Here is a 24316-nt window from a genome sequence, read left to right on the forward strand (position 1 = left end):
GCAGGCTCTAAGGAGGATTTCATGGGACGCCTTCAAGGCAAGATCGCAGTCGTAACCGGCGCGGCGGACGGCATCGGCCATGCCATCTCCGAAGCCATGGCCACCGAAGGCGCGCATGTCTTTGCCGGAGATATCGATGACCGCAAGGGCGAGGCCTTGGTCGCCGAACTGAAGGCCAAGGGCCTCGCTGCCGACTATGTGCACTGCGACGTCTCGGCAGAGGCCGATATCCGCAACCTCATCCAGACGGCAGTGGACAAAGGCGGCCGGCTCGACATTCTCGTCAACAATGCGGCGATCGCGATCGGCGGCATGCCCGTCTACGAGATGACCGACGATCAGTGGCATCGGCTGATCGCGGTGAACCTCACCAGCGTCTTTCGCGGCTGCAAGTTCGCCCTGCCGCACATGATCCGCCAGAAGGGCGGCGCGATCATCAACATGGCTTCGGCGCAGGGCCATGTCGGGCTCGACGGCTGGACGGCCTATGCCGGGGCCAAGGGAGCCGTCATGTCGATGACACGGCAGATGGCGGTAGAGTTCGGGCCGCACAATGTCCGCATCAACTCGATCTCGCCGGGCACGATTGCCACACCGATGAACGACAAGATCGTCGCCGAACAGGGCGACCACATCGCCCGCGCCTGGGTGAAGATGCACCCGATCGGCCGCATCGGAAAAACGTCGGAGATCGCCGAGGCAGCCGTCTATCTGGCGAGCGACGCGGCCGGATTCACGACGGGTATAGACCTGCGCGTCGATGGCGGCCTTACCGCCGCGCCGCGCTTCGTGCCGGACCTCGTCTGACCGGCAAACTGCGAAATGGAAGAGCTACCGAGAACAAACATGGACAAGGCCCTATCCGGCGTCACCATCCTCGACTTCAGCCACCTGCTGCAGGGGCCGTTTGCCACTCAGCTTCTCGCCGACATGGGCGCCAATGTGATCAAGGTCGAACGCGCTGGCGCGGGCGACCTGTTCCGTTCCATGACCTTCTTCGCCAAATGGGTCGGCGGCTCTGAAAGCCCGAATTTCCTCGCCTGGAACCGCAACAAGCGGTCGATCGCGCTGAACCTGAAAAGCAGGAAGGTTCATGAGCTGATCATGAAGATGGCAGCCAAGGCCGACGTGGTCGTGCAGAATTTCCGGCCGGGCGTGCTGGCAAAGCTCGGCTACGGCTATGAGGACTTCAAGGCCGTCAACCCGCGCATCATCTATTGCTCCGGCTCCGGCTACGGCGAGGAAGGCCCCTATGTCGACCGGCCCGGCCAGGACATGCTGATCCAGGGCCTCGCGGGGCTTATCTCCAACACCGGACGCGGCGACGCCGCGCCCGTTCCTGCCGGTGCAGGACTTGCCGACCAGATTGGCGCCATGAACATGGTCTACGGCATCCTCTCGGCGCTCTATTATCGCGAGAAGACCGGCAAAGGTCAGAAGATTGAAGTGAACCTCCTTGCCGGCATGCTTGCCCATCTCGGCCAGGAATATGTCGGCGTGCTCAATCTCGGCGAGGATTTCGTGCGCCCGAATTCGGGCATTGGCCATCCCGGCATGCAGGCGCCGTTCGGCGTCTACGAGACGAAGGACGGCTACGTCACCATCGCCATGAGCCCGTTCAAGACACTTTACGAAACGCTGCAGGCGCCGCATCTCGCCGTCTATGACGACCTCGCCACGCTGTTCGCCAAGCGCGACGAGGTCTGGGAGAAGGTGAATGCCGAGACACGCAAATACGGCCGGCGCGAACTTCTCGACAGGATGCTCGATGCCGACATCTGGTGCGCGCCGGTCTACGATATTCGCAACGCCGCCAACGACCCTCAGGTCACGCATATGGGCATGATCACGAGCTACGAGCATCCCAGGGCCGGAACGGTGAAAGTCGTCGCGCCAGCGGTGAGGATGAGCGAGACGCCGGCCACGATCGACCGGCCCGCGCCACTGGTCGGCCAGCACGGCCGCGAGATCCTCGCCGAGTTCGGCGTCCCCGCCGAGGAGATCGCAGCCCTCGAGGAGGCCGGCGACATGACCGTCGCGGAGACCTGACGATGTCGCATTACGAGACGCTGACGATCGAGGTCGATGGACGCGTCGCGCTGGTGACGTTCAGGCGGGGCGACCAGCTCAACGCGATGAACAAGAGGATGCAGGGCGAGATCACCGTCGCCTTCAGGGCGCTGTCCGACGATCCGGCAGTCGGCGCGGTCGTCGTCACCGGCGAGGGCCGCGGCTTCATGGCAGGTGCCGACATCAAGGAATATGCAGTGCAGACCGGCCCCGAATTCGACGCGTTCCAGCTCGCCGGCACGGCCATGTATTCCGCGATCGAGGATTGCCGAAAGCCGGTGATCGCGGCGGTCAATGGCTTCGCGCTCGGCGGAGGGTTCGAGCTGGTGCTTTGCTCCGACATCGTGGTCGCTTCGTCGACGGCCAAAATGGGCCTGCCCGAAATCAAGCTCGGCCTGGTGCCCGGCGGCGGCGGCACGCAGCGCAGCGTCGCCAGGCTCGGCCGCAACCGCGCCAACCTGCTGCTCATGACCGGCGCGATTGTGCCCGCCACCGATTTGGTGGCAGCGGGATTGGTCAATGAAGTTGTGGCCCCGGAAGAGCTGATGCCGCGCGCCTTGGCGATCGCGGCAGCCATAGCCGCTGAACCGGCTGAGGCGATCGAAGGGCTGAAGCGGCTCACCGCAATCGCCGCGCGCGGCGACCTCGCGGCCGGGCTGGAAAGCGAGCGCGCGCTTGTCTCGGCGCTCTACCGGAGCGAGATCGGCCAGCAGCGCGTGCAGGAGTTCGCTGCAAAGAGCGCTGCCCGGGCGGCCGAGAAGGCGGCAGGAGGCCGGTCATGAACGGAGCCGACGACTATCGCGGGCTTGGCTGGGAGCACGGCTCCCTCGTCGTGCAGCGGCTCGGCGCGATGCTCGCGCCGGTCACCTTCCTTTTTGGCGACGGCCGGCAAGTGAGCCCGATGCAAATTGCACCCTGGGCCTATGAATATGGCGCGCAAGATTTGCCCGGCATATTGCGGCGGCTGCGCGGCGAGTGGCCTTGCGTCCCGTTCGGCTATTCGGTCCCGGCAGACGGCTTTGCTGAGGAATGGGTGCCGCTCATGCATCCGGCTGCGCCCGACGAGGAGGCACACGGTCACAGCTCCAATAATTTCTGGACGTGGGACGACTGCTCCGCCGCAAGCCTCACACTGTCACTCGATTATCCTGCCACGACCCCGGTTCGGCGCGTCGAGCGAACCATCACGCCCGACCCGGCTCAGCCGGCCGTCGACATCGAGTTCCGCATTCATGTGCGGACGGCCTGCCGTCTGCCGATCGGGCTGCATCCCACCTTCCGCCTGCCGCAGACCCTGGGAATGGCGGCCATCGAGGGCGCGCGCTTCGACCATGGTCGCACTTATCCAGGCGACGTCGACGCCTCGTCGATCTTCGCTGTCGATCGCACCTTTGCCTCGCTCGAGGCCGTGCCGGCCCGCGACGAGGCTGTGATCGACGCAAGTCGACTGCCGCTGGGCTTCGATTCGGAAGACCTGCTTCAGCTCAACGGCATCGACGGCGAAGTCGCCCTTGCGAACTATGCGGAAGGCTATCGGGTGCGGCTCTCCTGGCAGAAGGAACATTTCCCGAGCCTGCTGCTCTGGATCAGCAATCGCGGCCGCAAGATGTCGCCGTGGAATGGCCGGCATCTCGCGCTAGGCATGGAGCCGATCTGCTCGCCCTTCGGGCTCGGGCCAGCAACTGCCGCCGCAGACAATCCGATCGCGCGCTCCGGCACACCGACAGCACGCGACTTCGCAGCCGGCGAGGTCTTCGCGACACGCTACCGGATTGCCGCAGAGCCGATTTGAGGAGCTCAAGATTGCCTGAAAGCTTGGTCAAGCCAAACCGGCCGGTCTTCACCGACCTGGCCGGGCTGGCCGCGATGGTGGCCGACGGTGACCGGCTCGGCGTCGGCGGGCACCACTTCGCGCGCCTGCCCGTTGCGCTGCTGCTTGCGCTCGCCAGGGGTGGCGCAAGGGATCTGCGCTACGCTGCCTGGGCCGGCGGCCTGTCGCTGGAAATCCTGCTTGAAGCGGATGCCGTTGCCGCGATCGACCTCTGCTTCTCGAGCCTTGATACTTTCGGCTTGCCTCCGCATTTCCGCGCGGCAGCCGAAGCGGAACGCCTGCCGGTTCGCGACTGGACCGCGTTAGCGATGATCGAGGCGCTGCGCGCCGCACAGCAGAACCTGCCGAGCAGAACCTTCCAGCTGCCCACCGGCTCGGCCATGATGAGCCGCATCCCGACCGCCCAGCAAGTAAGCGATCCTCTTTCCGGCAAGCCCGTCGGCGCCGTCCCTCCCCTCGTTCTCGACGCGGTGCTCCTCCACGCGCCACGCGCCGACGAGAACGGCAATGTCCAGATCGTCGGCGCCCGCGCGCTCGACCTTGCCATGGTCGGCGCGGCGCGCAAGGTGCTGGTCACGGTCGAGGAGGTCGTGCCCGTCGGCGCGCTTGCCGCGGCGGGCCGACAGACCGTCATCGGCCGCAATCAGGTAACGGCCATCGCCGCCGTTCCCGGAGGCGCCTGGCCGACCTCCTGCCTGCCGTCTTACGCGACCGACTATGCGGCCCTCGCCCACGCATTGGCCGACGGCGCATCCCTCACCGAGCGCCTTGCTTTGCCGACAGCCGGCGTGCCTGCGCACGTCAGGAAGGCAGCGCGGATCAGTGCTCGATCGGCGCGCGACCTGCCCCAGCCGGCGCTGCACCCGGCCGCCGAGCAGCCGAGCACCGACGAAATGATGGCCGTACGGCTCGCAGCCGAGCTCGACAACGAAAGCTTCGCCAGCGCCGGCGCGGTCTCCCCGCTCGCCAACGTCGCCTACCGGCTCGCCAAGGCGACGCACGCGCCCGACATGATCATCGCCACGATGAGCTGCGGCCACATCGACATCGCGCCCTCGCCGATGCTGCTCTCGCTGATCGAGAGCTTCGATGCCGAGACGGCAGCCGCGCATGCCGGCGGCGACGACACCTATTCGGCTCTCTACCAGGCCGGCGCCGTCACGCACGAGATCATCGGCGCCGCGCAGGTCGATCGCTTCGCGCGCGTCAACAACCTTGCCATCCGGCGCGCGAAGGGCGGCTTCATCCGGCTTCCCGGCCAGGGCGGCATGGCCGACGTCGGCAACATGCATCGCGACTACGTGCTCTACGTCACGCGGCACTCGCCGCTGTCGCTCGTCGCCGATGTCGATTTCGTAAGCTCTGCCCGCGGCCTGCTGGCGCCCGAGGAGCGCGCACGTCACGGCTACCGCACCGGCCGCGCCCTGCTCTTCACTGATCTCTGCGTCTTCCGCCTCGACCCTGCGACTGGCGAGCTCATCGTGACTGAGCTGATGCCTGGCGTAACGCGCGAACAGGTCCGCGCTGCAACAGGCTTTCCGGTGCGCTTCGACGAGGATTGCAGCGAGATCGCGCTGCCGGACCGCGATAAGCTTGAGATCCTGCGCCGCCGCATCGATCCGCTGGGCCTCAGGCGCCTCGAGTTCGTCGGCTCGCGCGATCGCGGCGCCATGATTGCCGAGATCCTCGCGGCGGACCGTGCGCTGATCGACAAGCTGTCAGAGCAAAGCTGACGTGATGGGGGTTCGAGCAGCGCCTGCAGCGGCGCGCTCCATCAACGCACGCCTTCACCGAGCTCTCGTTAGCGCTTCCACTCTATACCATGGAGCGGAGCACCGCCTGCATATGCTCGGGCAGGTCGAGCTCGCCGCGTTCCTCGACCTCCAGCAGATATTGCGCCTTGGTCTGGCGGTCCGCTTCCGATTGTGCCCGAAAGGCGCAGACGGCCAAGAGCGCCTCGTTTTCAATTCGATCGGCAGCACTTGCAGGGCGGGACTTGCCGCCCGAGCGGTGTAGAAGCTCCATGAATGATCGGTAAGCTTCCCGATGTGCTTCGATCAGGGCCTGTAATTCGGGTGATTCAGTCGGCTTGTCGCTCTGCAGCACCTCGCCGGATGCTGGCATGGCCAGGGCCACGGCCATGGTGATGGCCGGCATCGCCGTCAGCACCCTGCGGCGCGTGGTACGTGTGGAGTCGGTCAACGCGCGATCCTCCTTCACTTGTGATCTGCGGCGGCTCGACGACCTGCCGCGCGTTGTTCTCTAACGTGCACTGAGCGGGAAGCCGGCGAAAGGGCCTTTTGTCAGCAGAGATTGCCGGAACACATCCCTCCCCTCTCCGTTGGGCTTCCATCTCCAACAACGTCGAACAACGGGAGAAAGCCATGCAAGACATTTCCGGAAAACGTGTCGCCATTCTCGCCACCAACGGCTTCGAACAGTCGGAGCTGGAGGTCCCCCGCGACAAGCTGCGCGAGGCCGGCGCCGAGGTCCACGTGGTCTCGCTCGAAGGCGGCGAAATCAAAGGCTGGGATCACAAGGACTGGGGCCGGCCGGTGAAGGTCGACAAGACGCTCGATGAGGCGAGCCCGCAGGATTATGACGCGTTGGTGCTGCCCGGCGGCCAGATCAATCCCGACCTGCTGCGCGTCGAGCCGAAGGCGCTCGATTTCATCAGGAGCTTCTGGAGGGACCGCAAGGTGATGGGCGTGATCTGCCACGCACCCTGGCTGCTGGTCGAGACCGGCATCGTCAAGGACCGCCGGGTGACCTCCTATAAGTCGATCAAGACCGACGTGATCAATGCCGGCGGCAAGTGGGAGGACAGCGAGGTCGTAACCGATGAGGGGCTGGTCACCAGTCGCAATCCCGGTGACCTCGATGCCTTCTGCAACAAGCTAACGGAGGAAATCCGCGAGGGCCGGCACGAGCGTCGTGCCGCCTGACGGCTACTGTTCACACCACCATCCCTTCGCCGTCTGGAAATGGCCCGCCCGGCTTGAATGCCGGGCGGGCTTTCCAGCCAAGCTGCAGGCTCATCGGATGAGTTCATGTTGCAGGAAGGGCTCAGCTCTGGCCGGGCACATAGCCGAGGCAGGCCACATGCTTGACCTGATCGCGCGGGATGCCGACATCGGCGAGCATCTTGTCGTCAAGTGACGACAGAAGCGCGATGTTCCTCCGCACCTGCCGCCAATGCCCGAACCGGGCGAGAGCGCGGCGGGCGGCATGACCGGCCCTTGCCCAGCCGGTGGTCGCCGGCCCCGCTTGCACGTCTCGGGCCAGAGAGGCCGTTTCATTGTTCATCGTCATATCTCCCTTCATGACACTGGCCCTGCCCTCCGGGCAAAGGTCCCCGGCCGCCCCAGAGCAGGTCGCTCAGGGGTCCGCTGATAAGTAGTCGCCGCAGAGAGCTCGATTTCGACAGGATATGACGGAGAACCGACTGTCTCGTGTAATCGCGTATCGTCGGCTCATGGCTGTAAGCCGCCAAATGAGGGTCATCGAATGATTATCGGGGGAGCGTCGGTCGGCGACATTTCCGACCGGCTCGGCTATGAAGGATCGACTACGTTCGTGGCGGGATTCCGGAAGGCCTTCGGCGTCACGCCGGGCGCGCCCCTCCGAGGACCGCTGAACTTGCGGCGCCCAAGGAGCAAGGTTGCTGATGCCCCCCGTCAAGATCGATCCTTCCAAGGTCAGAGAATTCGAGAATGCCGACGCCTTCTATGACTGGCTCGCCACACACCACGACAAGCAAGACGAGGTGTGGATCAGGATCCACAAAGTGGGCTCGGGCCTGAAGTCGATCACGCCAAAGGAGGCGATCGACGTCTGCCTCTGCTGGGGCTGGATCGATGCGGTTCGCAAAGGCCTCGATGATAAGAGCTATCTGCAGCGCTACACGCCGCGCGGCAGAAGAGCATTTGGAGCAAGCTGAATGTCGACAATGTCGCCCGGCTGATCGAGGAGGACCGGATGACCGAGCGCGGCCTGAGGGAGGTCGAGGCAGCCAAGGCCGACGGCCGCTGGGATCGCGCCTACGGCAGCGGCAAGAACATGACCATCCCCAACGACCTCCAGGCCGCGATCGATGCGGAGCCCGAAGCGAGGGAAATGCTGGCGAAGCTCAGCGCGCAGAACCGCTTCGCCCTGGCCTTTCGCGTGCACAACATGAAGACCGAAGCCGGGCGGAAGAAGAAGATCGCAACCTTCGTCGATATGCTCAAACGCGGCGAGACGATCTACCCGCAGGCAAAGAAGTAGCCCTCGTCCGGCTTCGTTTCGAAGCTGCAGACTGAGACATTCCCTAAGAGCTCAAACCTGAATGTGGAGACGCGCCGCGAGGACGGATTCCATCTGCGCAACCAGTTCCGAGACCAGCCCCGCCTTTTCCCAGGCATAGATTGAGACCACCATGGACCGCTCCACCCCGAAGGGCGCATATACGCGGACCTGTCGTCCCTTGGTCGTTCCAACCGGCAGAAGTGAGAGGCCGAGTCCCGCCTCCACGCCAACGAGGACGTTATGGAGGCTGCTGCCCGAGAAGGCGATATACCAGCGCCGGCGCTCGCGTTCTACGCGCTCGAACATGGTGTCGCGATAGAGACCGCCCGGTGGAAACGTGACCAGCGGAAGGGGGTCCGGCCACTCGCTCGCGCTGTTGGCGCTTTCAAACCATGCCATGGCTTCAGGGAAAGTCGCGCGACAGTCGGAACTCGCGCTCGACTCCTTCACGACGATGATGTCGAATTCGCCGGCGCGATAGCGCTGGGTCAAATCCCGGCTGAGGCCTGCGGTGACATCGAGTCGGATGAAGCGGTGCGCTTTTGCGAAAGCCCCGAAGACAGCGGCCATTTCGCCGCTGACGATGTCTTCTGGCAGGCCTATGCGAACGGAGATGGTGCCCGCAGGGTCTGCCAGCATAGTCTCTGCCTCCTGCTCAAGCGCCAGGATTCGACGGGCGTAACCCAGGAGACGCTCACCTGAAGGGGTGGGTTGGACCGGACGGGCCATGCGATCGATCAGCCGGTGACCGATGGCATCCTCGAGCCGCGCCAGTTGCTGGCTGATCGTGGACTGGGTCATATTCAGCCGGTCAGCCGCTGCTGTGAAGCTGCCTAGATCGGCGATTGCGACAAAGGCGCGAAGAAGGCGCGGATCAAGCACACTGCCACTCAGAATGATTTGCCGCGAACGGTCAGGTCGCAAAATGCTCAGTCATTTCTTACATTCAGAATCATAATAGGATCAATCTGATTATTTAATTTTTCGATGCAGCTTTGTGACCTTATCTCAGAACGATCAGATTCCGTGGGGACGTCCTGCGAGCTCAGTCTGGCGGCAAGCCGGACAGCTCGATGCGGGGGATGTTGGCGAGCCAGGTCGAGAACTCGCATGCCGAACCAGATCAACCTTTTCAGGAGCCCAATATGCAAACCGCTGGTGATCCTGGCTTACGCCTTTGCGGCACTGGCTCCTGTTTTTGGAACCCCAGGAGCAGCCATGAGTGAAACTCCATTGCACGCTGCGGCGGCAAAGGACGACGTCGCAGCCATCCAGGAACTTCTATCCCACGGCGCTCAGATCGACGCGCGCGACAACTCCGGCGCGACCGCGCTGCTCGTCGCTGCGCATGCAAACCAGATCCATGCCGCCGAGGCGCTCATCAACGCCGGCGCGGATGTGAACATCAAAGACAACATCAATGACAGCCCCTATCTTTACGCCGGCGCGCGGGGACATCTGGAAATCCTCAAGATGACCCTCGCGCATGGCGCCGATCTCAAGAGCACCAATCGCTATGGCGGCACGGCCCTGATCCCGGCATCCGAGCGCGGCCATGTCGATACGGTGCGGACGTTGATTGAGGCCGGCGTCGACGTCGATCACGTCAATGATCTCGGCTGGACCGCGCTGCTCGAGGCCATCATTCTCGGCGATGGCGGGCAGCGCCATCAGCAGATTGTGGAGCTTCTGGTGAAGGGCAAGGCAAACGTCAATCTCGCCGATCGCGAAGGCGTCACGCCGCTCCGGCATGCACGCGCTCTTGGCTACCAGGAGATCGAGAGGATGCTGCTCGCGGCCGGCGCGCGCTAAGGCGATTGGAGATGAAAATGGATGAGAACAAGCGCTTCCTTCGCGAAGCGATCGAACTGGCATATGCAAATGCCGAACGCGGCGGGCGTCCGTTCGGCGCGGTGGTTGTCAAGAATGGCAAGGTGATAGCCACCGGCGTGAACGGAGTTCTCAGCACGAACGATCCTACCGCACACGCTGAACTGACGGCGATCCGGTCAGCCAGCCAAGAGCTCGGTTCGGCAAATCTCGAAGGCTGTTCCGTTTTCGCCAGCGGGCATCCGTGTCCGATGTGCATGGCGGCGATGCGGCTGGCGGGAATTGGCGAGGTGACCTACGCCTACTCCAACGATGACGGTGCTCTGTTCGGCCTCTCGACCGCCGCGGTCTATGCGGATCTTGCCAAGCCGTTTTCCGAACAGTCCATGAAGATCCGTTACGTGCCTGTCCGGCTGGACTCGCGGCCGGATCTCTACGCGGACTGGAGCCGCAAGCAAGCAGCGCAGGCATAGGCAAATGGCGCGAGACGACGCGCCTTTCGCGCGTATTCTGCTCATCGCCACCGTGGCGACCGTCGCGCTCAATCTGAGGCCGTTCATCACGAGCGTGGGACCGCTGGCGCAGGCAATGCGCGCGGAAACCGGCCTCGGCTTGCAAGGTATGGCTCTCCTGACGCTCGTGCCGATGATCCTGATGGGACTGGTTGCTTTCATTGGACCGTCCTTGCAAGGAACATTCGGCGCGCGCCGATCGGTGATCGGTGCGCTGACTATTCTTTGCGTCGGTTCTTTCCTGCGCCTGTTCGCCTCGGCGGGCTGGGCGATGATCGCGACGGCGGCGATGATCGGCTTTGGCGTTGCGATCGTGCAGGCCGTTTTTCCGGGCACCATCAAGCGGGAATTTCCCAAGCGCGTCGGCGTTTTGATGGGGCTCTACTCCGCCATGCTGATGGGCGGTGGTGCCCTCGGCGCGCAAGTATCTCCGGTGATTGCCGACGTGTCGGGAAGCTGGCACGTCGGGCTTGCCTGGTTGGCTCTGCCGGCTTTGGTCGCCGTGGTGCTGGCGATTGCCTTCTTGCCTGGCGACATTCGCTCGCAGGCAGACGGGCCTTCAGCAAGGAATTTCCTTACAAGGCCGCGGACATGGTTGTTGATGGCGAGCTTCGGCCTCGTCAATGGTGGCTATTCCTCGATCGTTGCTTGGCTCGCGCCGTCCTTTCAGGGGCGGGGCTGGAGCAGCGCGGCGAGCGGAGGGCTGCTGGCCGTGATGGCCGCATGCCAGGCACTGGCCGCCCTCACCTTGCCGGCGCTGGCCAGCAAGGGCGAGGACAGAAGGCCCTGGCTTTGGTCGACGCTGGCGATGCAGGCAGCCGGATTTGCGGGCCTGGCGTTTGCGCCTGACGCTGCGCCGACGGCGTGGGCCGCTCTCGTCGGTGTGGGTTTGGGCGGCTGTTTTGCCCTGTCGCTGGTGGTGGCGCTTGATCATTTGCCCCATCCCGAGCAGGCGGGCACCTTGTCAGCGCTCATGCAAGGCGGTGGCTTTCTGATCGCAGCGATACCGCCGTGGCTCGTTGCGGTGCTGCACGACGTGACAGGTAGCTACGCGGCCGGGTGGCTATGGCATCTGGGGAGTGTCGCAATTGTCATCGGTCTGACGGCGCGTTTGGCGCCGAACGGCTATGCGCGCGCCATGTCTTCTCCGGACAGCGAAGACAGTGCTGTGATAGGTCGTGCTGTTCACCCACCAGGGTCTGATCTGACCGATGCGGCGAGGGTGTGCGGCCGGGCTTCGGCAACACAGATACCCCAGTTCTCTTCAGCATTTGTCTGCCATCGGAGCGAGTAGTGCGCCCAAGCGGTCGCGGCTGATATTGACGATCTGCCGCAGCGGTTCCGAGCCGATCGATGAACTCGACTAATCCGCCTCGGCAACCAGCGGCTGCCCGCGGCGGTTGGCCCAAGCGTGCCACTGCGCCTCGGTCCCGTGAAAGACATTGAGGTCGATCTTGCCCTGCACGCCGTGCGAGAGACCGGAACCGGAGTACTGCCAGAACAGCCATTTGCGCCCCGGATAGAGTTTCGAGGGGTGCGCCGCCACCGAGCGAACCCAGAACGGATAATCCAGGAACGCGCCATCGAGATTTTCGCGATAGAAATCCGGACTGGTGTAGATGATCGGGCGCTGGCCGTAATGCCGCTCCAGCTTGTCCATGAAGACCTGCATCTTCTCCAGCACCTTGGCGCGTGAAGGACGCCGCTTGCAGCTCGAGTCGCCGTTCCACTCGACGTCGATGACGGGCGGCAACGCATCGTCGACCTTCGGCACGTTGCGAATGAACCAATCGGCCTGCTCGCCGGCGGTCCGGCACCAGTAGAAGAAGTGATAGGCGCCGCGCTTGAGCCCGGCTCCGGCCGCCGCCCTCCAGTTCTTCTTGAACATCGGGTCAAGATGGTCGCCGCCATCCGTTGCCTTGATGTAGGCGAAATTCGCGCCCTGGCTGCGCAGCCTCGGCCAGTCGATCTCCCCCTGCCAGCGTGAAACGTCCACCCCATGCACGGCAAGATGCCTCGGCGAACGCTTGCCGAAATTGATCGGTTTGGCGTCACGGAAGCGGCGCGGGTTGATCGTCCCGGCCTCGATCGCGGCCGAAGCTGCTGTGGGCTTGTCTGGTGCCGCCAGCGCTACCATCTGGGCCGGGAGCTCGGGCGTGTCCTGCCCAGGCATCTCCTGCCCAAGTGTCTCTTGCTCTTTCACCGCGGACATCGGCCGGTCGGATGGCGCAGCGGCCATGGCGTACTTTGTCCTCGACCCTTGTGCTTCGGCCTCGGAAGGTAGGGGCGCAACCGGCCTGCTGATTGAGCTGGTGACCTCGTTCGACGGACGAGGCACCAGGTCTTCCAGACCTGATTTCGATGTGCAGCCTGCAGAACCTAGACAGGCAATGAGGAGAACGACAGCGCCCCGAAAACGCATATCAACCCGTACGCAAAAACTAGACAGACCGAAGGCAGGCGCCGCCGGGCCAGAAGGCAATTCGCTTTATGTACGGGGAATTACCAATAAAGATTGAATCAAAAATTTAACTATACGGAGCACGACGCGCCGAAGGAATCTCTGGTCAGTTCGTACAGAGAGCCGGCGCATCGCCCCATCCAGGGTTCTGCTATCCAAGAATTTGGCTGGCGAGCTAGAGGCATATCCCTCGCATTCGAGCGCCCTCCCTGATCGCGTGAGGCGGCAGCGACGGCTGCCGCTGACGGGCTCGTTCCATGAGCTGGCGCACCTCTTCCGGTCGCACATTGTCGCGCGCCATGACCAACTGGATCATGGGATCGTCCAATAGTTCATCAAGGGTATTGATGACACCGGCCATCTGTCCTCCTCAACCCCGCCGGCCTCTCACATGGGGTGGCCACAACGATCTTCCAATGATGTTTCGACGGCTACTTTGTCGCTGCTGACAAGCCCACGGCTCATGAGGCCGTCGCTGTTGCGGTGGTTGAAATCCAGAGCGGGACGATAGCGTCTGACTTGCGCTTGCCGCCTCGGCTGGGACAGCCCCCTCTCCGTAGGGGCACTGCAGCGAAGCAATTGCTGGACCTGGCTGCGGCTGCGCCAGCGTAAGGTGAGCGATAGAGCGTGGCTGACTTGCGTACGCTCAAAAACCCTTCGGTGGCACGAACAGGCAAATCGTGTGGCCGGCATCTATGCCGCTCGGATGCGCGCACCAGTGATATTCGCCGTCCGGAGAATCCTTCACGCGCTTGTCCTGGTAGGGAATTACTTCACCGGTCGCTGCAACGACATAGCCGTTCGGCCTTTCGCTGATCGCCTTGGCGCTGACCTGCTGGCAATCCTGGTTTGCACAGCATGCCCAAGGATAGTTCCAGCCTTTCGGCGCTTCATGTGCACTGGCAGGAAATACAAAGACGGATACGGAAAGCATCGTCGCCAATGCGGCCAGCGCAAATTGGGAGGGCGTCTTCTCGGAAATGAACATGACCCTTTTCTTCCTTTGCAATTTCTTCCCTCGTGTCGAGTACCTCCCTGCCTGAGAAATTTTTATTCAATCCGATCCCTGCCTAGAGCTTAGGCGAAAGCCGGGATCTCGCGTTTGGGATTGTGACCCCACTTCTGCGACTGGAAAATTCCCGTTCGGAAAACCCGCAATGGAGCTCCGCAACGTGAGGTTTTCGTCGGAAGGGATTTTTCACTAAATGCTCGTCCCGGTCCGAATTCAGAACGGCAAGGACCGGCTATCGTTCCGTTCAACTATTCGTTAGTGGAACGTGACGGCGCCGTTCATTGCTTCGAACCGAGGGCAGAGAAACTCTAAGCTGGCGGCGCTTCGGGGTGTTGGGGCAGGCCGTCGTCGAACCTTACCCAAGGCTGCTTCGAGGCGGTCCACATATGCAGCTGCGGCTTGAACAGCGACGGATCGTCCAGCGACCCTGAGGTGATGCCCATGATGCCTGCCGACTCGCGCTTCGAGAAGATTGTCGTGCCGCAGCGTGAGCAGAAGCCGCGCTTCAATGAGGGTGACGAGTGCACGGTCTCGACGCGCCCAACAAGCGTTACATCGTCAATGCGGAACAGCAAGCGGGCGTTGAAGGCCGCGCCGATGGCCCTCTGGCAGAGCCGGCAGTGGCAGATGCGTTCGTTGATCGGCTCAGCTTCGACGACATAGCGGACGGCTCCGCAAAGACACCCGCCTTCGTATTTTCCGACCATGACCGCGCCCTCGAATTTTCGACGTGCCGAGCTATGGTGACAGCTCTAGCAATGACGACGCCCGCGTCCAATTCAAATGCTTGAAGAAAAGCGCGGCCGAATTGATAAGCGGAGATTCGCCGGTCAGGATCGTTTTTGCCTGAGCATGGCCACCAGGCGGTGCACGGCTTCCAGGGTTTCGTCGATCTCTGCCGCACTGTTGTAGTGCGCGGCCCCTATCCGGACCACGCCCTCGTCAGGTGAAATGCCGAGTTGGTGGACGACCTCCCAAGCGTAGTTGTGCCCGGACCAGACGAAGATGTTCTCGGCCGCGAGCTGACGAACCAGCGTTTCCGGCGATATACCGTCGACGCTGAAGGAGACCGTCGGCACGCGTTCCGCGACGCGGACCGGATCGGAAATGCCATGCATCTTCAAACCCTCGACCTGCGACAATCCCTCGATCAGCCGTAACGCCAGCGGCGCCTCATAGGCGATCGACGCGGCGAAAGCGGCCGCGATCTTGTCCCGGCGCGAGCCTCTCGCCCCCACCTGCTCTCCCACTGTTTCGAAATGGCCGACTGTAGCCGAGAGGCCCGCCATCAGTTCGATCTGCGGCGTGCCGAGCTCATACCGCTCCGGAAGCGCGTTGGAGGAGCAGCGCAGCTTGTAGGGCTGCAACTCATCCAGCAGCTCACCGCGGCCCCAGACGATGCCGAGATGCGGGCCGAAGAACTTGTAGGAGGAGCATGCGAGGAAATCGCAGCCGATTTCCCTGACATCGACCAGCCCGTGCGGTGCGAACTGCACGGCATCGACATAGGTGAGCGCGCCGGCATCTTTGGCTAGTTTCACGAGACGCTTCACAGGATTGATCGAGCCCGTGAGATTGCTCGCATAATTCAAGGCAACCAGCCGCGTGCGGTCCGACAGCAGTTTTGCCAATTCGTCAGGCTCGATCTGCCAGCTGTCGTTGTCGAAGGGCAGGAAGCGAATTGTCAGCCCGCGATCCTCGGCTAGTTGCAGCCAGGGTGAGACGTTGCCCTCGTGATCCATGCGCGTCACGATGATCTCGTCGCCGGGCTGCATGGTTCGGCCGAGCGTGCGCGAGAACTGATAGGTGAGCGTCGTCATGTTCTGGCCGATGACGATCTCCTCGGGTCCTTCGGCGCCGAGGAAATCGGCCATCGCACGATGCGCGCCTTCGACCACTTCGCCCGCCGCGATCGTCGTCCCGAAGAAGCCGCCGAGATTGGCGTTGGTTTCGATCAGGCACTTCGCCACTGCATCGGCGACGACCTTCGGCACCTGGGTGCCGGCGGGATTATCGAGATAGATGCGGCGACGCCCCTCATCGCTCATCGCCAGCGCCGGAAACTGGCGGCGCACTGCCTCGATCGGAAATGTCATGTTCGGGCCACTCCTTGCGGGCAGCACCATCGACGTTAGCCGCTGACTTTTCAAGTTCGCCGTCGGGCTTTGAACGGATCTCCAACTGGCCAGACGGGCAGGTGCGGCAGCGAGGCCGTGCTCCTACTTGCATGTCGACATTCCTCCCGGACAAATCGACATGGCCCCTTCCCCCTTAGCCGCCTCCGATACCGAGCTCTCACCGCGTGATGGCGAATTGCTCGACACCTACTCCCAAACGATCGCCACGGTCGCCGAAAGCGTCGGGCCGGCCGTCTGCGCGGTCGTCTCGAAAGGCCGCGGTATGGGGTCCGGTGTCGCCATATCGCCGGATGGGTTGATCGTCACGAACGATCATGTCGTCGACGGCGCGAGCGCACTCGAGGTCGTCTTCCATGACGGCCGGCAGATGACTGCGCACGTCATCGGCACCGATGCCGACACTGACCTCGCGCTCCTCAAGGCGCATGGCGCCGGCCTGCCCGCGGCAATGCTCGGCGACAGCGCCGTGTTGAAGCGCGGCCAGATCGCCGTGGCGATCGGTAATCCGCTCGGCTTCGATTCCACCGTCACGGCGGGCGTCGTGTCGGCGCTCGGCCGCTCGCTTCTGTCGCGCAGCGGCCGGCCGATCGAGGACGTGATCCAGACCGATGCTGCGCTCAATCCCGGCAATTCCGGCGGCGCGCTAGTCTCCTCGGCCGGCCACGTCATCGGCATCAACACCGCGATGATACGCGGCGCGCAGGGCATCTGCTTCGCCGTTGCCAGCAATACTGTGCGCTTCGTGATCGGCGAGATCCTGCAACACGGGGCGGTACGCCGCGCCTGGCTAGGCGTCGGCGTCGACAAGGTCGCGCTGCCGCGCCGCGTGGCGGATGCGGCCGGGCTCGATATGCGCTCGGCCGTGGTGCTGCATTCGATCGTGCCGGACGGTCCCGCGGCAAGAGCGGGTCTGCAGGCGGGCGACATCCTGCTGTCGTTGGCTGGAGTTCCGACCAGTGGGCCTGACGTAGTGCTCAGGACGCTCGGGGCAGACAGGATCGGCGCGACGATTGTCGCGCGGATCCTGCGCGGCGGGCATATCGTCAGCCTCGACGTGACCCCGACGCGGCGGGTGTCCGAACGGCCGAAGCTCGAGCCTATGCGACGCGCAGGCTAGCGCATCGGCCGAAAAGTGCGAAGCGGTTTTCGGACGAATCCGATGCGCCAACAAAGAGATAGAGCGGCGTGTTGGTTCAATTTGAACGCACGCCGCTCTAGCATCGGACCGAGCCGGAGGACCCCGCCGGCGAATGCGAAGCGGTTTCTGGGTAGTCCCATGGCAGGCGGTCGCCGGCGATCACCACAAATTCTTGCCGTCGATCACCACGACCTCGACCTTGTCGAGGTCGAAGTCCTCGAACAGCCTGGAATTGATGCTGATCCTGGGATTGTCGAAATTCGGCTCGCCCTTCGACCAGTCTGGCGTTTCGCTGTAGGTCGTGCAGCCGCAGACCGAGCAGAAATTGTGCTTGATGGTCTTCGTGCCCCATCGATAGGTGGCCCGCGCCTCGTCCTTTATGATGTTCACATCTGCCGGGCTGTAGTAGGCCCAGAGTGCACCGCGCCTTGAGCAGAAAGAGCATGTGCACCTCGTCACCGTCTCCGGCGCGTGGCTCACTTCGAAAACGGTTGACTTGCAGTGGCAGCTTCCCCTGATCGCCATCGCTCCTCTCCTCTTCTTCGCTGACACTATCAAACACCTGCCCACCGGATTTGTCAGCAGCCACATCAAGAGCTTCCATGAGTGGGTGCGAGCGGAGTATGAGCAACAGGCGTGGAGCGAAGTGACACCGGACGCCACCGGCGCCGACTTGCCGGCGATAACGCAGTCAATCGACTGCTGACCCGCTTGCACTTCTAGCAGAAGCGCTGCAACAACTTCTCCATGTCCGCTGTCGCGCCCTCCACCGAAACGCCCTCGAAACACAAGCGCATCGAGGCCATCGACTTTGCCCGCGGCCTCGCCCTCGTCGCGATGGCGATCTATCATTTCAGCTGGGACCTTGAGTTCTTCGGCTATCTCGACCCCGGCACGACCGCTTTTGGCGGCTGGAAGCTCTTCGCGCGCTCGATCGCCTCGAGCTTCCTGGTGCTTGTCGGAATCAGCCTCTACCTCGCGCACGGCAAGGGCGTACGCTGGCGACCCTTCCTGATGCGCCTCGCGATGATCGCCGGCGCGGCGCTCGCAATTACGGTCGTGACCTATCTGGCCGTGCCGTCAGGTTTCATCTTCTTCGGCATATTGCATGAGATCGCGCTTGCCAGCCTGCTCGGCCTTGCCTTTCTGCGCCTGCCTGCAATCGTGACGGCAGGGGTGGCGGTACTGGTGATCGCCATTCCCTGGTTTGCAGGCTCGACCTTTTTCGACCATCCAGCATTCTGGTGGGTCGGCCTGTCGACCATCCCTCCGCATTCCAACGACTACGTTCCTGTTTTCCCGTGGTTCGGCGCCGTGCTTGCGGGCATCGCGCTCGCCCAATTGCCGACCGGCTTCGGCCTCATGGAACGGCTTGCCGCTGTCCCGCTGCCGGGCACGACCCCTCTGCAATTCATCGGCCGCCATAGTCTCGGCTTCTACCTGATCCACCAGCCTGTTCTTATCGCCGCCGTGTGGATCTATGCGCAGTTCGCCCCAGCCGAGCAGCAGCCTCCCGAGGTGCAATTCCGCAATGCCTGCGAGGCCCAGTGCCGGCCGGTGCGAGACGAGGAATTCTGCGCGCGCTATTGTGTGTGCATGCTCGATGAGCTGGAGCGCAACGGGATCAAGGAACAGGTGCTCACGAACGACCTGTCGGCTCCGCTTACGGCGCAACTGCAAAACCTCGCCGGGTCCTGCACGGCCCAGACGGACGAGGAGATGGGAGGAGCACAATGATCAACGTTGCGACGCGGCCGAGCCTGTTCCCCTGGCCGCCGCTCATCTATGTCGCGGCAATCGCCATCAGCATCGAGCTCTGGGTGCTTCATCCCCTGCCCTGGTTCGGCTCGCCTATGTCGGATATCCTTTTCGCAGTAGGGTGCATAGCTCTGGTAGCGGTCGTAGCGCTCTATGTGTCGGCCGTGCGCGAGCTGGCCAAGGCGAAAACCACCATTCAACCACACAGGGCAAGCACGCAGCTTGTCACGAGCGGCGCGTTTTCAGTGACCCGCAATCCGATCTATCTCGGCAACACGCTCCTGATGCTGGCGGTGGCAGTGATCTGGGGGAATTTGTGGTTCGTGCCGCTCGCGGTGATTGCCGCATTTCTTACGCAGAAACTGGCGATCGAAGGCGAGGAGAAGCACCTCGCCGCTAGCTTCGGTAAAAGATACGCCGATTATAAGAGGCGGGTGCGCCGCTGGATCTGATCAGGGTATCGCGTAGATCTGCACCGCGCGTTCGATGCCTCGTAGCGCCAGATCCTGCGAGATCGGCTCTATGTTCTTCGCCGCGAGCAGGTCGGCCGATTTGGCGTCGCCGACGACTGTTCCGGTGACGAAGATCGACTGGGATGTCGCAAGCCCCTGAACGCGTGAGGCGATGTTGACCGTCTGGCCGAAATAGTCCTGCCGGTCGTTCATTGCGACGGCAATGCAAGGTCCCTCATGCACGCCGATCTTGAGCAGCAGATCCTCGCGGCCCGACTTCCTGTTGAGCTCGCGCATCGCTTCCCGCATGCGGATGGCAGCCGCCACCGCCCGGTCCGGCGTCGGGAATGTAGCCATCACGGCATCGCCGATCGTTTTCACCACCGCTCCCGCCTCCGACGCAACGATCTCGTTCAGCACCTTGAAATGCGCCTGCACGAGGTCGAAGGCGACGAGGTCGCCGACGCGCTCATAGAGCTCGGTGGAACCGCGCAGATCGGTGAACAGGAAAGTCAGGCTGGTGATCTTCAGGCGCTGGTCGACATCGACCGTGTCGGTCCGGTAGAGATCGCGGAACGTCTGATTGGTCAAGAGCCGCTTGGCGGTCACGAACGGACGCCGCCTGGCAAGCAGGCCGTGCAGCTCGTCATCGGCGACGAACACCGCCGGCAAAACGCGCAGATCGGTGTGGTTCTCGATTGCGATCCGCACCTGGCCAGGCCGCATTTCCAGCGTTTGGCTGTGCGCGTGCTCGCGATCATAGATCAGCGACAGGCTCTGCCGTTCCTTGGTCGCTTCGCCCTTGACGTCGATGAACTGGACCGCATGCGTGATCGGCTCGAACACGATGATGAACTTCTCCGGGAGCTGCAGCGATAGCACCACCTTTTCCCGAGCCGGCACCTCGACATACTCGATCACCATGCTTTCCATGACCTGCTCGTAATTCTCTTCCGGCAGGTCGACGCCGGAGCCCCAGTACATCTGCCTTAAATACTCCATCATCGGCAGTTCATGCGGGCTGTGCCCGGCAACGCGGCGCACCCGTGGGCTTACGGTGAAGGTTACCTCGACCAGCTCATCGAGCGTCGGCGAATAGGCGGCTGCGCAGAGCGCGCAGACATACTCTTCCCTGATCACCGTCTTCAGCGACGCATTGGTGTCCAGCACGCCGCCGCAACCGGGGCAGAGCACGTTCCAGGAGATGTCGAACGCCCCGATCGACGCAGCATGCAGGAAGCCGGCAAGCGTGTCCTCCTCATCGAGGCCATGCTTCTTGGCGAAGGCGAGCGCATTGATCCGGCAAAGGTCGCGATCCGAGCCTTCGCTCACGGTTCTTTCGATGGCGTCAGCGACCGAAGGATCGGCAGAATTGCGTAGGATGGTGAAGAGGTTTGCGGCTTCGTTCACGACCGCCTCCGAAAAATCAGCGCCGGCAAGACAAGCCGGCTGGACGACAATGTCGCCCCTCGATTTGGGCACCGGACGACGCCGGGGCAAGCTAAAGCACTATACCAGCCGTCACGCTCCTGCCAAACCGCCGTCAGGTTGCTGTCTGCTGATATTCGCTGGACGGACCGCCTTTGTTACCCGAAGCTACGGTCAGGTGTTCACACCGAGCTCGGCCAGGCGCTCCACGCATGATTCCTCGGCCAGATCGAGTTCAGCCAGCGTCTCTTCGAGGTCGCGCCGTTTCTGGCGAAGGCTCTCGCGCTTCTCCTCGATCCGGCGGATCATGAGCTTCAGCTGGCCGACCTCGCCCGGCGGCTCCTTGTACATCTGGATGATCTCGCGGATTTCGGCGATCGAGAAGCCGAGTCTTTTTCCGCGCAGGATCTGCTTCACGAGGTGACGGTCGGACGGGCGAAACAGCCGCGTGCGGCCGCGACGGATCGGGTGGATGAGGCCCTCATCCTCGTAGAAGCGTAACGTCCGTGTCGAAATGTCGAATTCGCGGGTCAATTCCGTGATCGAATAATATTCCCGCATTGCATGTCGGTTCCTGAATATGCTCAGGAATTTCTCATGCACTTACGTAAAAGTCAATCGAAGTTCTTGTTTTGCGCCAGCCCTCCGACTGGAAAATCAACCGAGTTTCAGCCACCAGGTCGCGAGCCCTAGAAACGACAGGAACCCGATGCTGTCGGTCGCCATCGTCGTGAAGATCGATGACGAGATCGCCGGGTCGGCGCCGAATCGATCGAGCAGCAAAGGGATCAGGATCCCGACCAGCGAGGCTGTCAGCATGTTGATGACCATGGCGCTGGCAATCACGAGTCCAAGGTTCGGGTTTGCGAACCAGGTGCCGGCGATCAGCCCCAGGATCAATGCGATGAAAGCACCGTTCAACAAGCCGACCGCAACCTCGCGGCGAATGACGCGCGCCGCGTTGTAGATGTCGAGATCGCGAGTCGCGAGTGCCCGCACCGTCACGGTCATCGTCTGAGTGCCCGCATTCCCGCCAAGCGAGGCGACGATCGGCATCAGGATCGCCAGCGCCACCATCTGCTGGATGGTGCCATCGAAGATGGCGATGACGGACGCCGAGATGAAGGCGGTGCAGAGATTGACGAGCAGCCATGGAACACGGGAGCGCGAGGTGGCGACCACGGTATCGGACAGCTCTTCGTCGCCGACGCCGCCCATGCGCAGCAGGTCCTCCTCGGCCTCTTCCTGGATGACGTCCACCACGTCGTCGATGGTGAGCACGCCGACCAGCCGCTCGTTCTCGTCGACGACGGCGGCGGACAGGAGGTCGTATTGCTCGAACTCCTGCGCAGCCTCCTCCTGGTCCATCGTCGCCGGGATCGCATGACGGGTTTCGTGCATCACCTCGTCGATCTTCACCGTGCGTTTGGAGCGGAGTATCTGGTCGAGGTCGACGGCCCCGAGCAGCCTGAATGTCGGGTCGATGACAAAGATCTGGCTGAACCGATCGGGCAGGTTCTGGTCCTCGCGCATGTAGTCGATCGTCTGGCCGACGGTCCAGAAAGGCGGCACCGCGACAAACTCGGTCTGCATGCGCCGGCCTGCCGTCTCTTCCGGGTAATCCAGCGCGCGGCGCAGCCTGATTCGCTCGGTGAATGGCAACTGCGCCAGGATTTCATCCTGGTCCTGCTGGTCGAGATCTTCGAGAATGTAGACCGCGTCGTCCGAATCGAGCTCCTGGACGGCTTCGGCGATCTGGTCGTTCGGCAGGTTGTCGACGATGTCGAGCCGGATCGCCTCGTCGACCTCGGTAAGCGCCGAGAAATCGAAATCCCTGCCGAGCAGATCGACGAGCGCAAGGCGCTGCTCGGGCATGAGCGCTTCCAGCAAGTCGCCGAGTTCCGACTGGTGAAGGTCGGAGACCTCCCGCTTCAGCGTGAGCGTGTCGCGATCGGCGATCGCCGCGCCGATATGCGAAAGGAAGGAAGCGCGAATGGCGCCGTCCTCGCCATAGATGTCGGCGGTTGGGCGATCGGCAACGCGGATTTCAGCGTCTAGTTCTTGACCTTCCACTGCCTCCGCCCCTTGGTCCCCGAGATTCGGCATTACCCGAAAAGTTGCAGCTTTTTCGGATAAGATCATGCTGCAGTACAGATAGGTGGAACGGGCTGGATGACCCCACTTCGAACCATCCCGTGCTCGCTTCGGGCTGGTCTACAGCATCATCCCCAAAAATTGCAGCCTGTTTGATCGGCCCGGCGGCGAGCCCGACTACGACACGCCCGGCTCCTTGATAGGGTCTGGTGCTGGCGCATTGAGCTTGTCACAGAGGCCGCCATCCATGGCTCGATAGGTGCAGCGATATCCGTATTCCGTCTTCGCCGACTGGCAACCGGCGATGCCGAGAGTGAGCGTCAGGCCGATCCAGACAAGATTTCTTTGCATGATTGTCTTTCTCAGTGCGTTTTCGCCGCGTCCAAGTGCTCAAGGCGCACAGGATACCTGGACTGCCAGCCGATATCAGTGCCTCTCGAGTATACGGCGCTGGAGCTGGAAGTCCGCATACGGAAGCCCGTTGAGGTTGTCGCAGAAGCCTGCGTCGAAGGCCCGATAACCGCAGGGAAAGTGCCAATTGGGAGATGGCTGCGCCCGAGGAGCATTTTGGCAGCCGGCCGTCATCGCGGCAGAGGCCAGAACCGTCCAGACCAGGAACCGCCGCATCGATCGTCCTCCGCAACTTCGAGTGGACTCGCTTCGCCCCGCGTTCTTGGCACGAAATCAAGCAAAGCGGCAACCGCCACTTGGCAAAGTGCCAGCCGATTCTGCGCCTTAAGAATGTGATTTGCGGGATACAGCGTCAGGACGGGAAAGCTTCCCCAGGCCTCCTTCGCGTAGGCTTTGGAGGACACGCCTTTGTCAAACGAGTTTCGAATGGCTCTCCACCCATAGCTCGAAGAGCGAAGGGTTAGCTTCCCCGACCGGAACGTGATGGGGACGCCTCTTCTCTCCTACGCATCTGCCGTCCCACTTGTCCATTCAGCCTCCAAACTGCAGCACGATGCCGCCGCGGCGGTTATCATGATGCCGATAGCCCCAGCCGTTGTCATCACCGTAACGCCGGTCCCGCATCCGGTAGAATCGGTCGCAGTCGCCGTACCTGTAGCAGTCGCGGCGGGCCTGGCGCATCTGCCAGTACTGGTGACGCGCTTGCCAGTCCTCATCGTAACTATCGCCCGAGTCTCTCTGCCAGCTACCGTTGTCGCCATGCAGCATCCTCGACAGATCTGAGGCCTGAACCGCCTTCAGCGGCAGGATGGTCGCCAGTATCAGGCTCGCGGTCATCAACAGTTTATTCGCTATCATCTCAGTGCTCCTCTTTCAGCACTCCTCCTTGTATTA

General features: G+C 62.7%; 27 protein-coding genes and 1 pseudogene. 14 read left to right on the plus strand and 14 right to left on the minus strand.

Features of this window, described 5'->3' with window-relative positions; genetic code table 11:
• Window positions 1–21: 21 nt before the first annotated feature.
• From SAZ10_RS00865 to SAZ10_RS00885, 5 genes are read left to right on the plus strand one after another with little or no spacing between them, the layout of a single operon-like run.
• The gene (locus tag SAZ10_RS00865) at window positions 22–807 is read left to right on the plus strand and encodes an SDR family oxidoreductase (protein WP_318607269.1); all 786 of its coding nucleotides are present in this window, start codon (window positions 22–24) and stop codon (window positions 805–807) included.
• A gap of 39 nt (window positions 808–846) precedes the next feature.
• Complete coding sequence (locus SAZ10_RS00870) at window positions 847–2049, plus strand: CaiB/BaiF CoA-transferase family protein (protein WP_318607270.1); 1203 nt, start codon at window positions 847–849, stop codon at window positions 2047–2049.
• A gap of 2 nt (window positions 2050–2051) precedes the next feature.
• Window positions 2052–2852 (plus strand): enoyl-CoA hydratase/isomerase family protein, encoded by an 801-nt coding sequence (locus tag SAZ10_RS00875; protein ID WP_318607271.1) that lies wholly within the window; start codon window positions 2052–2054, stop codon window positions 2850–2852.
• Window positions 2849–3862, plus strand: a complete 1014-nt coding sequence (locus SAZ10_RS00880; protein ID WP_318607272.1) for a hypothetical protein — start codon at window positions 2849–2851, stop codon at window positions 3860–3862. The genes SAZ10_RS00875 and SAZ10_RS00880 overlap by 4 nt, the downstream gene beginning before the upstream one ends.
• Before the next feature lie 11 nt (window positions 3863–3873).
• Window positions 3874–5634 carry a CoA-transferase gene (locus tag SAZ10_RS00885; protein ID WP_318607273.1) on the plus strand — a complete coding sequence of 587 codons (1761 nt, stop codon included), beginning with the start codon at window positions 3874–3876 and terminating at the stop codon, window positions 5632–5634.
• An 82-nt stretch (window positions 5635–5716) separates the two neighbouring features.
• Here the strand turns inward: SAZ10_RS00885 and SAZ10_RS00890 are convergent, their stop codons facing one another.
• Window positions 5717–6103: a hypothetical protein gene (locus SAZ10_RS00890; protein ID WP_318607274.1), complete on the minus strand. Its 387-nt coding sequence runs from the start codon at window positions 6101–6103 to the stop codon at window positions 5717–5719.
• Window positions 6104–6285: 182 nt separating this feature from the next.
• On the opposite strand from SAZ10_RS00890, the gene SAZ10_RS00895 reads away from it, so the two are divergent.
• Window positions 6286–6846: a type 1 glutamine amidotransferase domain-containing protein gene (locus SAZ10_RS00895; protein ID WP_318607275.1), complete on the plus strand. Its 561-nt coding sequence runs from the start codon at window positions 6286–6288 to the stop codon at window positions 6844–6846.
• 121 nt (window positions 6847–6967) lie between these two features.
• On the opposite strand, the gene SAZ10_RS00900 is transcribed toward SAZ10_RS00895, so the two are convergent.
• On the minus strand, window positions 6968–7207 hold the full coding sequence (locus SAZ10_RS00900; RefSeq protein ID WP_318607276.1) for a DUF1127 domain-containing protein: 240 nt from the start codon (window positions 7205–7207) through the stop codon (window positions 6968–6970).
• Between the two features lie 361 nt (window positions 7208–7568).
• Between SAZ10_RS00900 and SAZ10_RS00905 the strand changes: the two are divergent.
• Window positions 7569–8167: pseudogene (locus SAZ10_RS00905) on the plus strand (YdeI/OmpD-associated family protein).
• Between the two features lie 51 nt (window positions 8168–8218).
• Here SAZ10_RS00905 and SAZ10_RS00910 read toward each other — a convergent pair.
• Window positions 8219–9070, minus strand: a complete 852-nt coding sequence (locus SAZ10_RS00910; protein WP_318607277.1) for a LysR family transcriptional regulator — start codon at window positions 9068–9070, stop codon at window positions 8219–8221.
• 336 nt (window positions 9071–9406) lie between these two features.
• On the opposite strand from SAZ10_RS00910, the gene SAZ10_RS00915 reads away from it, so the two are divergent.
• From SAZ10_RS00915 to SAZ10_RS00925, 3 genes are read left to right on the plus strand one after another with little or no spacing between them, the layout of a single operon-like run.
• The gene (locus tag SAZ10_RS00915) at window positions 9407–10000 is read left to right on the plus strand and encodes an ankyrin repeat domain-containing protein (RefSeq protein ID WP_318607278.1); all 594 of its coding nucleotides are present in this window, start codon (window positions 9407–9409) and stop codon (window positions 9998–10000) included.
• A 17-nt stretch (window positions 10001–10017) separates the two neighbouring features.
• Complete coding sequence (locus SAZ10_RS00920; protein ID WP_318607279.1) at window positions 10018–10491, plus strand: nucleoside deaminase; 474 nt, start codon at window positions 10018–10020, stop codon at window positions 10489–10491.
• A gap of 4 nt (window positions 10492–10495) precedes the next feature.
• Complete coding sequence (locus SAZ10_RS00925; protein WP_318607280.1) at window positions 10496–11824, plus strand: cyanate transporter; 1329 nt, start codon at window positions 10496–10498, stop codon at window positions 11822–11824.
• Window positions 11825–11893: 69 nt separating this feature from the next.
• Here SAZ10_RS00925 and SAZ10_RS00930 read toward each other — a convergent pair whose 3' ends face one another.
• From SAZ10_RS00930 to SAZ10_RS00950, 5 genes are all read right to left on the minus strand, one after another.
• Window positions 11894–12952: a GH25 family lysozyme gene (locus SAZ10_RS00930; RefSeq protein ID WP_318607281.1), complete on the minus strand. Its 1059-nt coding sequence runs from the start codon at window positions 12950–12952 to the stop codon at window positions 11894–11896.
• A 214-nt stretch (window positions 12953–13166) separates the two neighbouring features.
• The gene (locus SAZ10_RS00935) at window positions 13167–13352 is read right to left on the minus strand and encodes a hypothetical protein (protein ID WP_318607282.1); all 186 of its coding nucleotides are present in this window, start codon (window positions 13350–13352) and stop codon (window positions 13167–13169) included.
• 285 nt (window positions 13353–13637) lie between these two features.
• Window positions 13638–13979, minus strand: a complete 342-nt coding sequence (locus SAZ10_RS00940; protein WP_318607283.1) for a hypothetical protein — start codon at window positions 13977–13979, stop codon at window positions 13638–13640.
• 332 nt (window positions 13980–14311) lie between these two features.
• Window positions 14312–14710: a GFA family protein gene (locus SAZ10_RS00945; RefSeq protein WP_318607284.1), complete on the minus strand. Its 399-nt coding sequence runs from the start codon at window positions 14708–14710 to the stop codon at window positions 14312–14314.
• Between the two features lie 123 nt (window positions 14711–14833).
• Window positions 14834–16099, minus strand: a complete 1266-nt coding sequence (locus SAZ10_RS00950; protein ID WP_318607285.1) for a cysteine desulfurase-like protein — start codon at window positions 16097–16099, stop codon at window positions 14834–14836.
• A gap of 160 nt (window positions 16100–16259) precedes the next feature.
• Between SAZ10_RS00950 and SAZ10_RS00955 the strand changes: the two genes are divergently transcribed.
• The gene (locus SAZ10_RS00955; protein ID WP_318607286.1) at window positions 16260–17258 is read left to right on the plus strand and encodes a S1C family serine protease; all 999 of its coding nucleotides are present in this window, start codon (window positions 16260–16262) and stop codon (window positions 17256–17258) included.
• A gap of 180 nt (window positions 17259–17438) precedes the next feature.
• Here the strand turns inward: SAZ10_RS00955 and SAZ10_RS00960 are convergent, their stop codons facing one another.
• Complete coding sequence (locus SAZ10_RS00960) at window positions 17439–17804, minus strand: GFA family protein (RefSeq protein ID WP_318607287.1); 366 nt, start codon at window positions 17802–17804, stop codon at window positions 17439–17441.
• Between SAZ10_RS00960 and SAZ10_RS00965 the strand changes: the two genes are divergently transcribed.
• The 3 genes from SAZ10_RS00965 to SAZ10_RS00975 are packed head-to-tail and all read left to right on the plus strand — an operon-like array spanning window position 17725 to window position 19489.
• Entirely contained in the window at window positions 17725–17985 is a 261-nt protein-coding gene (locus SAZ10_RS00965; protein WP_318607794.1) for a hypothetical protein, read from the plus strand. The genes SAZ10_RS00960 and SAZ10_RS00965 overlap by 80 nt on opposite strands.
• Window positions 17986–18026: 41 nt before the next feature.
• On the plus strand, window positions 18027–19016 hold the full coding sequence (locus SAZ10_RS00970) for a heparan-alpha-glucosaminide N-acetyltransferase (protein ID WP_318607288.1): 990 nt from the start codon (window positions 18027–18029) through the stop codon (window positions 19014–19016).
• Window positions 19013–19489 carry an isoprenylcysteine carboxylmethyltransferase family protein gene (locus tag SAZ10_RS00975; RefSeq protein ID WP_318607289.1) on the plus strand — a complete coding sequence of 159 codons (477 nt, stop codon included), beginning with the start codon at window positions 19013–19015 and terminating at the stop codon, window positions 19487–19489. Before SAZ10_RS00970 ends, SAZ10_RS00975 begins: the two co-directional genes overlap by 4 nt.
• Here the strand turns inward: SAZ10_RS00975 and SAZ10_RS00980 are convergent, their stop codons facing one another.
• The 5 genes from SAZ10_RS00980 to SAZ10_RS01000 all read right to left on the minus strand — a co-directional run bounded on the left by SAZ10_RS00980 (window position 19490) and on the right by SAZ10_RS01000 (window position 24280).
• Complete coding sequence (locus tag SAZ10_RS00980) at window positions 19490–20899, minus strand: adenylate/guanylate cyclase domain-containing protein (protein WP_318607290.1); 1410 nt, start codon at window positions 20897–20899, stop codon at window positions 19490–19492.
• A gap of 192 nt (window positions 20900–21091) precedes the next feature.
• Window positions 21092–21478, minus strand: coding sequence for a MerR family DNA-binding transcriptional regulator (locus SAZ10_RS00985; RefSeq protein ID WP_318607291.1), 387 nt, complete (start codon window positions 21476–21478; stop codon window positions 21092–21094).
• Window positions 21479–21574: 96 nt separating this feature from the next.
• Entirely contained in the window at window positions 21575–22990 is a 1416-nt protein-coding gene (mgtE, locus tag SAZ10_RS00990; protein WP_318607292.1) for a magnesium transporter, read from the minus strand.
• Window positions 22991–23188: 198 nt separating this feature from the next.
• Window positions 23189–23362, minus strand: a complete 174-nt coding sequence (locus tag SAZ10_RS00995) for a hypothetical protein (RefSeq protein ID WP_318607293.1) — start codon at window positions 23360–23362, stop codon at window positions 23189–23191.
• A 591-nt stretch (window positions 23363–23953) separates the two neighbouring features.
• Window positions 23954–24280: a hypothetical protein gene (locus SAZ10_RS01000; protein ID WP_318607294.1), complete on the minus strand. Its 327-nt coding sequence runs from the start codon at window positions 24278–24280 to the stop codon at window positions 23954–23956.
• Window positions 24281–24316: the final 36 nt, after the last annotated feature.

Source organism: Mesorhizobium sp. BAC0120, assembly GCF_033542235.1.
In the GTDB taxonomy this organism is placed as follows: Bacteria; Pseudomonadota; Alphaproteobacteria; order Rhizobiales; family Rhizobiaceae; genus JAWRCU01.

Bases quoted from the DNA above. Each gene is read 5' to 3' on its own strand.
- SAZ10_RS00970 (WP_318607288.1), top strand. From the start codon at position 18,027: ATGTCCGCTGTCGCGCCCTCCACCGAAACGCCCTCGAAACACAAGCGC.
- SAZ10_RS00960 (WP_318607287.1), bottom strand. From the start codon at position 17,804: ATGGCGATCAGGGGAAGCTGCCACTGCAAGTCAACCGTTTTCGAAGTG.
- SAZ10_RS00995 (WP_318607293.1), bottom strand. From the start codon at position 23,362: ATGCAAAGAAATCTTGTCTGGATCGGCCTGACGCTCACTCTCGGCATC.
- SAZ10_RS00985 (WP_318607291.1), bottom strand. From the start codon at position 21,478: ATGCGGGAATATTATTCGATCACGGAATTGACCCGCGAATTCGACATT.
- SAZ10_RS00975 (WP_318607289.1), top strand. From the start codon at position 19,013: ATGATCAACGTTGCGACGCGGCCGAGCCTGTTCCCCTGGCCGCCGCTC.
- SAZ10_RS00955 (WP_318607286.1), top strand. From the start codon at position 16,260: ATGGCCCCTTCCCCCTTAGCCGCCTCCGATACCGAGCTCTCACCGCGT.
- SAZ10_RS00940 (WP_318607283.1), bottom strand. From the start codon at position 13,979: ATGTTCATTTCCGAGAAGACGCCCTCCCAATTTGCGCTGGCCGCATTG.
- SAZ10_RS00925 (WP_318607280.1), top strand. From the start codon at position 10,496: ATGGCGCGAGACGACGCGCCTTTCGCGCGTATTCTGCTCATCGCCACC.
- SAZ10_RS00900 (WP_318607276.1), bottom strand. From the start codon at position 7,207: ATGAACAATGAAACGGCCTCTCTGGCCCGAGACGTGCAAGCGGGGCCG.
- SAZ10_RS00895 (WP_318607275.1), top strand. From the start codon at position 6,286: ATGCAAGACATTTCCGGAAAACGTGTCGCCATTCTCGCCACCAACGGC.
- SAZ10_RS00915 (WP_318607278.1), top strand. From the start codon at position 9,407: ATGAGTGAAACTCCATTGCACGCTGCGGCGGCAAAGGACGACGTCGCA.
- SAZ10_RS01000 (WP_318607294.1), bottom strand. From the start codon at position 24,280: ATGATAGCGAATAAACTGTTGATGACCGCGAGCCTGATACTGGCGACC.
- SAZ10_RS00920 (WP_318607279.1), top strand. From the start codon at position 10,018: ATGGATGAGAACAAGCGCTTCCTTCGCGAAGCGATCGAACTGGCATAT.
- SAZ10_RS00865 (WP_318607269.1), top strand. From the start codon at position 22: ATGGGACGCCTTCAAGGCAAGATCGCAGTCGTAACCGGCGCGGCGGAC.
- SAZ10_RS00880 (WP_318607272.1), top strand. From the start codon at position 2,849: ATGAACGGAGCCGACGACTATCGCGGGCTTGGCTGGGAGCACGGCTCC.
- SAZ10_RS00950 (WP_318607285.1), bottom strand. From the start codon at position 16,099: ATGACATTTCCGATCGAGGCAGTGCGCCGCCAGTTTCCGGCGCTGGCG.
- SAZ10_RS00930 (WP_318607281.1), bottom strand. From the start codon at position 12,952: ATGCGTTTTCGGGGCGCTGTCGTTCTCCTCATTGCCTGTCTAGGTTCT.
- SAZ10_RS00870 (WP_318607270.1), top strand. From the start codon at position 847: ATGGACAAGGCCCTATCCGGCGTCACCATCCTCGACTTCAGCCACCTG.
- SAZ10_RS00945 (WP_318607284.1), bottom strand. From the start codon at position 14,710: ATGGTCGGAAAATACGAAGGCGGGTGTCTTTGCGGAGCCGTCCGCTAT.
- SAZ10_RS00935 (WP_318607282.1), bottom strand. From the start codon at position 13,352: ATGGCCGGTGTCATCAATACCCTTGATGAACTATTGGACGATCCCATG.
- SAZ10_RS00875 (WP_318607271.1), top strand. From the start codon at position 2,052: ATGTCGCATTACGAGACGCTGACGATCGAGGTCGATGGACGCGTCGCG.